The sequence below is a fragment of the Cryobacterium sinapicolor genome (assembly GCF_004403465.1).
In the GTDB taxonomy this organism is placed as follows: domain Bacteria; phylum Actinomycetota; class Actinomycetes; order Actinomycetales; family Microbacteriaceae; genus Cryobacterium; species Cryobacterium sinapicolor.
Genome location: NZ_SOGQ01000068.1, coordinates 1 through 6,927, shown reverse-complemented (window position 1 = coordinate 6,927; position 6,927 = coordinate 1). Strand labels below are relative to the sequence as shown.

The window sequence follows — 6,927 nt, the reverse complement described above, 5'->3', positions numbered from 1 at the left end:
ATGAGGGCCTCCGTGGCATCGACTTGAGTGTGGTAACCCAATCGATACCGGAGGTCCTCACCTTTTTAGCTCACGCCACGCTCACAACCTCCGTGGGAAGAACAGCTAGGTCGCGGGTGCTCTCGGTGATCTGCTTCGTGGTGGCGTGGAGCGTGTCACCATAGGCCTTGGACTTCGCTGCGGCATCAGCCTGCGCACTCCCGAAAATTCCGAGAATAACGATCGCTGCCGTGATGGCGACACCGACCGCCCCGCCGACGAGAGCGGTCTTGCCCATGGTCGTATTCAGCGACGTCATCGCCAGCCGGAACTCTGCGATCTTTGGGACCATGAGCAGCATCGTTCCGCCGAGCAAGCCGGCGGCACCGGTACTGACGCCAAGGATCAGCGCAGTGCCCTGCACGCCCTCGTCGAGGTTGCCGTACCAGTCGACGAGCCCGGTGAGGATCTGCACCATGTCGCGGAGGGAATCGTTCGCCACTGATCCGGTCTGGATCAGTGCGGAGTCCATGGCCCCGCCGAGGCGTTCAATGTCGCCGGTGAGGTTGTCCGTCTTGATCCGCGCCTGTTCGGCTGCAAACCCCTGGTCGTTGACCTTCTCCGTCCACTCCGCCACACCCTCAGCACCCTCGGCGTAGAGGATCCCGGCGACGTTCGCGGACTCCGCCCCGAAGATGGCACCGAGTGCTGCTGAGCGGGTCTGTTCGTCAAGGTCGCCGAGCCCAGTCTTCAGCTCCTCAGCCACACCGGCCATTGTGATGAACTTGCCCTGCGCGTCGAACACGTTGATGCCGTACTTTTTCATCTCCTCCGCGCCCTTGGCCACCGGGGCGGTCAAGGACGAGATCACACCGCGGAGGCCAGTGCCGGCCTTCTCACCCAGAACACCGTTGGACGCGAGCAGCCCGAGGGTGCCAACCGTGTCCTCGAGGGGGATGTTCAGCCGGGCGAACGTGGGACCGACGTACTCAAGCGCGAGCGCCAGGTCATCGACGGAACCCTGAGCTTTGCCCGCGCCCGCTGCGAGCAGGTCGGCGACGTGCCCGGCCTCGGAACCCTTGAGCTTGAACACAGTGAGCGTGGTCGCTGCGATCTCAGCGGCCCGGGCGACGCCGAGCTCACCGGCTGCTGCGAGGGCCAGGGAGCCCGTCAGAGCGCCGCCAAGGATGTTGCCGACACTGACACCCGCCTTGGAGAGTTCCGTCTGCGCGTTGGCGGCCTCCGTAGCGGAGAACACCGAGTCGGCACCAGCCTGGATGGCTGCCTCCCCCAGCTGCTCCTGCTGCTGTGTCGTCGCCATCGTCGCGGCGTTCGTCTTGGACATGGCGGCGTCGAACGTGGTGAATGAGGCCACCGTGATGACGGCCATCGCCATGACCGCTGCCCCGATCCCGACAGCCATGGTGCCGATGGTCTGGCCGGCGGCGTCTGACTTCTTCTTCAGATCCTCGACGGACTCCGAGGTCTTCTTGACCTTGGGCGCCGCGGTCTCCGACTCGTCGCCGAGCTTCTTCGTGGCCTTGCCGGTCTCGTCGAGCGGGGCCTTGGCGTCCTTTGCTGCCTTGCCGGACTTGTCGACCTGGTCCCCGAGGGGGCCAACCTTCTTCGCAGCCTTCTCCGAAGATTCGCCGAGCTCCTTAACCGCCTGGTCGGCTTCCTTCGCGTCCTTCTTGAATATCTGCGCTCCGATCATTTGGATTCGGAAGCCCAGTGCACCAGCTTCAAACATGCTTAGTCTCCTGATTCTGAGGGCGTGCCCTCGGGGTTGGAGATGTCACCCTGCAGAGACTCTCGGGTCGTCAACGCGAGCAGGTCGCCCACGAAGTCGTTTTGGGGGTAGGTGGCCTCAGCCAACGTCAGGTGTGGGCCCAGTACACCGGTGGTGAGCTGGTACAGCACGCCGAGGGTGAGGAGCGTGCGCACCTGCTCTGGGACATCCTGACTCTGCAGCTCCCGGGCGATGATGGCGAGCACCGCGGACTTGTCACGGGAGTGCGCGGCCAAGAGATACGAAATCCGCCGCTTCGTAGCCTCGAATTCAACCCGGTCAATGAACGCCTCCGGCATGCCGTCGGTGCCGAGAAGAAAGAACCCGCCGGCGGTCATATTGCTCTCCGAATGATGAGCAAGAACCCGCTGTTTCCGTCACTGGGAATGACGGTAACCGCCCATCCCTCGAACGTGAGCGCGGCGAGAGATCGGAGACTCAGCACGTTTAGGAACTGGGTAGAGCCCCTGTACGTGACCGCACCCCTGCGGTCGGTGATCGTCTTGGGATTCCGTACCCAGACCGGCCGGCTGCCGAGATCCCCCAACAGTCCGATGCTGTGCAGGGTCTGCAGCGGGCCCGAGTCGGTAGGCCATCCAGCGACGGTTGAATCGTTCATATGGCCACCGTGCTCTGCTCTAGGTCACGCGCGCACCGGTCGCACCGCTGCGGAGTGATCGACAGGAGAGGGTAGTTCGGGTGCTGGGGGCACTCGCTGCCGGGGATGTACCCCGAGCTGCGGATGAGCGCTGAGAGCCGCTTGTTCTCCGCGAGGTCGATGGCGTCGGCAGTACCGACCCCAGCGTTATCGCAGTCAAAGCATCGCCGCTGCGGGTACACCTCGCCGACGTGGAGGCTGCATGCTGCCGCGGCCATTAGCCCAGCACCTCGGCGTAACCGGCCATCTGCTGCTCTTCCCACTCGCTGAAGCTCTGGCCTGATACGTCGGCGTCCATCCGCTGACCGAGCGCGATAAGGTCCTCGATCTGATCAACCTTCGAGGGCCGACGTTCCTGCGGCTCGGTCAGTCGCAGAGTGGCCATGGCGCGCTCGGTCGGTGTCACGCCGCTCCGGGCTGTGTTCGCAGCCGGGACGTGCGGGATCTGTTCGTCTTCCCAGCGCCTATCGCGCAACCAGCCCGCCGGCATCTTCAGGTGAGACTTGTCCTGGCCGATGTTCAGCAGCTTGTAGGCCTGCGCGCCAGCGATGAGCGCGGCGAGGCTGGTGTCTTTCCGTGCAGCCTTGAACGCCTTCAGCGCATCCGGCTTCGCCTGCTTCCGCCAGCATCCGGCCCACCACTCCGCGAACTCCGCCTCGAGCACCTGTGCAGGCTTGTCCTGCACGAGGGCTTGTGTCTGTTCATTGGGTACGGGTACGGGTACGGGTACGGGGCCATCGCTTTGCTGTTCACTTGCCACAGTGTTGCTATCGCTTGCCATAGCTTTGCCATCCTTTTGCCATCTGGACGCTGCACCCTTGGCGCCCGCGGCCGATCGTTTCGCTGATACATCCGCGCGCTTGGCCAGGGTTTCCGCACGACTCGGCTGATACACGTGCCAGTCGTGCACCAGGTATTCCCCGGGGCCAGCCTCGCCACACTCCGTGTGATCGCAGGCAGATCCGGGTGCGTGCCACAGCTGAACGCGCACCAGCTCGTCAGCCTGGGTGAGAGAGCCTCCGAGCTCCTCGGGGATATAAGCGGGTATGCGGCCGTCTGCGAGTTCCCGTGCGCTCCACACGCCGCACAGCGTCCACAGGCCGACAGTCTCGGCGCGGACAGCACGAGGGATCGCCAGAACCTTCTTCGACGTAATGAACCCATCGTCCACGCGTAGCCACATCGTCTACAGGCCTCCCACGTGCAGGCCGTCGCGCGTCATCTCGCGAACGCTGCCGTCGGCGAGCTGGTAGGCATCAGTCACCCGGAACTCGGTGTTGCCGGCGGCATGCTCTGCCACGACGCGGCGAGCGATGTCGAGCGGGGACACGCCAGCGCGGGCGATTGAAATGCACGCCGCGGCCACTAGTTCGCGGCCTGGGTGTGATCTGCCGTCAGGAGAGCCAAGAGCGGCTCCCGTGGGATTACGACGCGCCGACCAAGCTTGATCGCGGGGACAGTTCCCTGCTCAATCGCTGCCGTGATGGTGCGGGGGTCCACCCCGTACAGCTTCGCTGCCTCAGTGCGAGTCACCGTCGCGCGCTTGAGACCACGAAGCCAGTCGAGGTCGAACACCTCGTTCTGAGGTGCAATGCAGATTGCAGTCATTTCAACTCCCATGCTGTGTCCGGCTCAAAACCATTCGTTCTGCGCATGTTTATTCTTGCATCGCGCTGCACTTGAACGCAACCCCGTGACGGCTGTAGATTATGCGCATGAGGAATAACGACTCCGGGGACAAGTTCTGGGACGAGCTACTAAGCGGCGACCAGCACGAGCAAATCCAGAAACTCGCAGAGATGGCGGCACACACACGTCTGGAGACTGGCGACCTATACAGAGTCCGCGAACGTCAAGTCGGGAAGGAGATCAAGGCCCAGAGAATCAATTCCGGCCTCTCGCAATCTGACCTGGCAAAGAGGATGTCTGAGCTTGGGTTCCAGATGGAGCAATCCACAATCGCCAAGATCGAAAACGGAAACCGCCCATTCCGATTGGCAGAGCTGTTCGCACTTTCGGGGATACTCAACGTCCCCGAGACTGCATTCCTCACCTCCAGCATTGGAGAGGACGCCGACTATCCAGAAGACCACGTCGACATTCTGCGTCAGCTGCTCGAAATCGAGACGAACAACCGCGACAGGACACGCGAAATAATGATGGATTCCCTTGAGACAGGTGCTCGGATGTTCGCTGAAGCAGAGGCGAGCATTCGATGGACATCCGGACAGATACGTTTCGCGGCCGCTAATGCCATGAAGTCTGCGCACGAAAACGACGAGCCGAAGACAGCCGATGGCGAAGCGGACTAGTCGCACACGGCGCCGAGGAAAGGGCGCGCTGTACACATACCAGACCAAGGCCGGCACGAAATGGCGTTGGCAGCTCTACGTCCCCGTCGACCCGGAGCAACCCGACGGAGAGACTCGCCGCACGGGCGCGGGCGGGTTCGCATCGATGGAGGATGCTGACGATGCTCTGCGGGACGCGATAAAGCGGATGCAGTCGCAGCAGGTCGTGTCGACGACCGGATCCCCGACCGTTGCTGTCTACGCTCAGCAGTGGCTGACTGGACTCCAACTCGAGGCGTCCACGATTCAGGGATACGCCAAGATTGTCCGAAACCACATCGTCCCGAAGCTCGGTCAGATCAGGGTCGACAAGCTCACAGCGACGAGGATCGCCAGGCACTATCAGGAGCTGCTCGAGTCGGGGCGCCGCGACTGCGGCCACAGCGGAGAGCCTCTCAGCGCGAACTCAGTGAACAAGGTCCACATCGTGCTCGGTTCGATCCTTGATGCGGCCGTGGACGATGGACTACTCCTGATCAACTTGGCGCGCAAGAAGCGCACTGTGAAGGCCCCCACGGGCAAACAGATTCGGGCCCAGCGTCCCGAGATCGTCACATGGGATGCGACAGAGCTCCGGACGTTTCTTGTCTGGAATCGAGACACGTTCCACGACGAGCTGCACCCGCTCTGGCTCACGATCGCCAACACAGGTATGCGACGCAGTGAGGCTCTCGCAATCCGCTGGGGTGACATCGACATGAAGAATCACCGCATCAGCATCCGCCGGGCTGCGGACGTCACGGCGCGCAACGTCGTCAAGCTCACCAAGACCGGCGGAGCTCGTGTGGTCGACATCGACCTCGATACCGAGTCCGTCCTGCGTTCGTACAAGGCAACCCGCGGCTCATTGTCCCTCGACCTGGCACGCTCAGAGAGCTACGTCTTTGCCAACGACGCAGGCTGGATTCGATCACCGAACGAAGTCGGGCGTCGATGGAGCAACCGAATGGCCTCAGCACGCAAGGCGCTCGGTGAGGACGTCCTCAAACGAGTCACGCTGAAGGGGCTCCGGCACACGCACGCGACATTGCTACTGGAACTAGGCATTCATCCGAAGGTCGTCCAGGAGCGTCTCGGCCACTCGAATATCGCAACGACGATGAACATCTACTCCCATGTGACGCCGACAATGCAGAAGGATGCCGTCAGCCGGCTACATGATTTGATCGCCGGCACATAGTCACCCACAAATCCGGGCTTTCGTGTGCTAATCGATGTGCTACCGGCAGGGTTACAACGTGCACTCAGATGTTCTTCGTCGATCGTTGACCCCCTTCGATCCCGGTCATTATCTGCCGATCGGGTGCCGGCGCGTACCTGGACGGCGCTGTGCCCTGACGAGTTCGAATCCCCCATTCTCCGCCAGACTTTTCGCACTAGATGTCGGGTGTGCCTCGACACGCTCGAAACCCGCCCTCGGCGTTCCCATCCCCTGCACTCCGTGCTGCTGCTGTCGCTGCTCCCGTCCCTGCTCCTCTTCCCGATGCTGGTGCTGCTGCTACCGTGCCTGCTCCTGTTCCCGTTGCTGGTGCTGCTGGTGCTGCTGTTGCTCCCGTTGCTGCTGCTCCCGTTGCTGCTGCTGCTCCCGTCATTGCTCCTGCTGCTCCCGTCATTGCTCCTGCTGCTCCCGTCATTGCTCCTGCTGCTCCCGTCATTGCTCCTGCTCCTGTTCCCGACCCGTATGTGGCCAACTCAGGAGAACCAGGCGGACCGCGGACATCCGCCGCCAGATTCCGGGGCAGAAGCTGATGCCAGCCATGGTTCTCCTGAGTTAGCCCCCGAAACGCCTGGATAACTCCTGCACATCCTGCCGAATGTGCCCCCTTCGGATCGAAATCAGGCAGAAGTCCGATGGCACCGGTCGAATTTCAGGAGTTATGCACGAGGCTCGGCTTTGACCCCACCTGTATGTGGCTAATTCAGGAGATCCGGGCCGACCGCTGTGCCGCGGCCGCAGACCGGTGCGGAGCCGGCTAAGGCAGCCCGAGTATCTCCTGAGTTGGCCACGGAGGCGGAGGCGCAAACAGCGGCGGCGCGGCAGCGGCAGCGGCAGCGGCAGCGGCAGCGGCAGCGGCAGCGGCAGCGGCAGCGGCAGCGGCAGCGGCAGCGGCAGCGCGGCAGCGGCAGCGCGGCAGCGGCAGCGAACTAGT

The 6,927-nt window shown here is 63.0% G+C and carries 8 protein-coding genes; 3 read left to right on the top strand and 5 right to left on the bottom strand.

Going from position 1 to position 6,927, the window contains the following annotated elements; genetic code table 11:
* Nucleotides 1–70: 70 nt before the first annotated feature.
* The 5 genes from E3T28_RS12820 to E3T28_RS12805 all read right to left on the bottom strand — a co-directional run bounded on the left by E3T28_RS12820 (nucleotide 71) and on the right by E3T28_RS12805 (nucleotide 4,034).
* Nucleotides 71–1,729, bottom strand: a complete 1,659-nt coding sequence (locus E3T28_RS12820; RefSeq protein WP_134431901.1) for a phage tail tape measure protein — start codon at nucleotides 1,727–1,729, stop codon at nucleotides 71–73.
* Between the two features lie 2 nt (nucleotides 1,730–1,731).
* Nucleotides 1,732–2,106, bottom strand: a complete 375-nt coding sequence (locus E3T28_RS12815; RefSeq protein WP_134431898.1) for a hypothetical protein — start codon at nucleotides 2,104–2,106, stop codon at nucleotides 1,732–1,734.
* 537 nt (nucleotides 2,107–2,643) lie between these two features.
* A complete protein-coding gene (locus tag E3T28_RS12810) occupies nucleotides 2,644–3,597 on the bottom strand; it encodes a hypothetical protein (RefSeq protein WP_134431895.1) in 954 nt (317 codons plus the stop codon).
* Between the two features lie 15 nt (nucleotides 3,598–3,612).
* Nucleotides 3,613–3,756 carry a hypothetical protein gene (locus tag E3T28_RS16955; protein ID WP_166787033.1) on the bottom strand — a complete coding sequence of 48 codons (144 nt, stop codon included), beginning with the start codon at nucleotides 3,754–3,756 and terminating at the stop codon, nucleotides 3,613–3,615.
* Between the two features lie 35 nt (nucleotides 3,757–3,791).
* Nucleotides 3,792–4,034 (bottom strand): helix-turn-helix domain-containing protein, encoded by a 243-nt coding sequence (locus tag E3T28_RS12805; protein ID WP_134431892.1) that lies wholly within the window; start codon nucleotides 4,032–4,034, stop codon nucleotides 3,792–3,794.
* Between the two features lie 107 nt (nucleotides 4,035–4,141).
* Between E3T28_RS12805 and E3T28_RS12800 the strand changes: the two genes are divergently transcribed.
* The 3 genes from E3T28_RS12800 to E3T28_RS16950 all read left to right on the top strand — a co-directional run bounded on the left by E3T28_RS12800 (nucleotide 4,142) and on the right by E3T28_RS16950 (nucleotide 6,572).
* Nucleotides 4,142–4,738: a helix-turn-helix domain-containing protein gene (locus E3T28_RS12800; RefSeq protein ID WP_166787032.1), complete on the top strand. Its 597-nt coding sequence runs from the start codon at nucleotides 4,142–4,144 to the stop codon at nucleotides 4,736–4,738.
* A complete protein-coding gene (locus E3T28_RS12795; RefSeq protein WP_134431886.1) occupies nucleotides 4,722–5,957 on the top strand; it encodes a tyrosine-type recombinase/integrase in 1,236 nt (411 codons plus the stop codon). The genes E3T28_RS12800 and E3T28_RS12795 overlap by 17 nt, the downstream gene beginning before the upstream one ends.
* 261 nt (nucleotides 5,958–6,218) lie before the next feature.
* Complete coding sequence (locus tag E3T28_RS16950; protein WP_166787031.1) at nucleotides 6,219–6,572, top strand: hypothetical protein; 354 nt, start codon at nucleotides 6,219–6,221, stop codon at nucleotides 6,570–6,572.
* Nucleotides 6,573–6,927 lie beyond the last annotated feature (355 nt).

Coding starts and splice junctions, on each gene's coding strand:
- E3T28_RS12820 (WP_134431901.1), bottom strand. CDS start 1,729: ATGTTTGAAGCTGGTGCACTGGGCTTCCGAATCCAAATGATCGGAGCG.
- E3T28_RS12815 (WP_134431898.1), bottom strand. CDS start 2,106: ATGACCGCCGGCGGGTTCTTTCTTCTCGGCACCGACGGCATGCCGGAG.
- E3T28_RS12805 (WP_134431892.1), bottom strand. CDS start 4,034: ATGACTGCAATCTGCATTGCACCTCAGAACGAGGTGTTCGACCTCGAC.
- E3T28_RS12800 (WP_166787032.1), top strand. CDS start 4,142: ATGAGGAATAACGACTCCGGGGACAAGTTCTGGGACGAGCTACTAAGC.
- E3T28_RS12795 (WP_134431886.1), top strand. CDS start 4,722: ATGGCGAAGCGGACTAGTCGCACACGGCGCCGAGGAAAGGGCGCGCTG.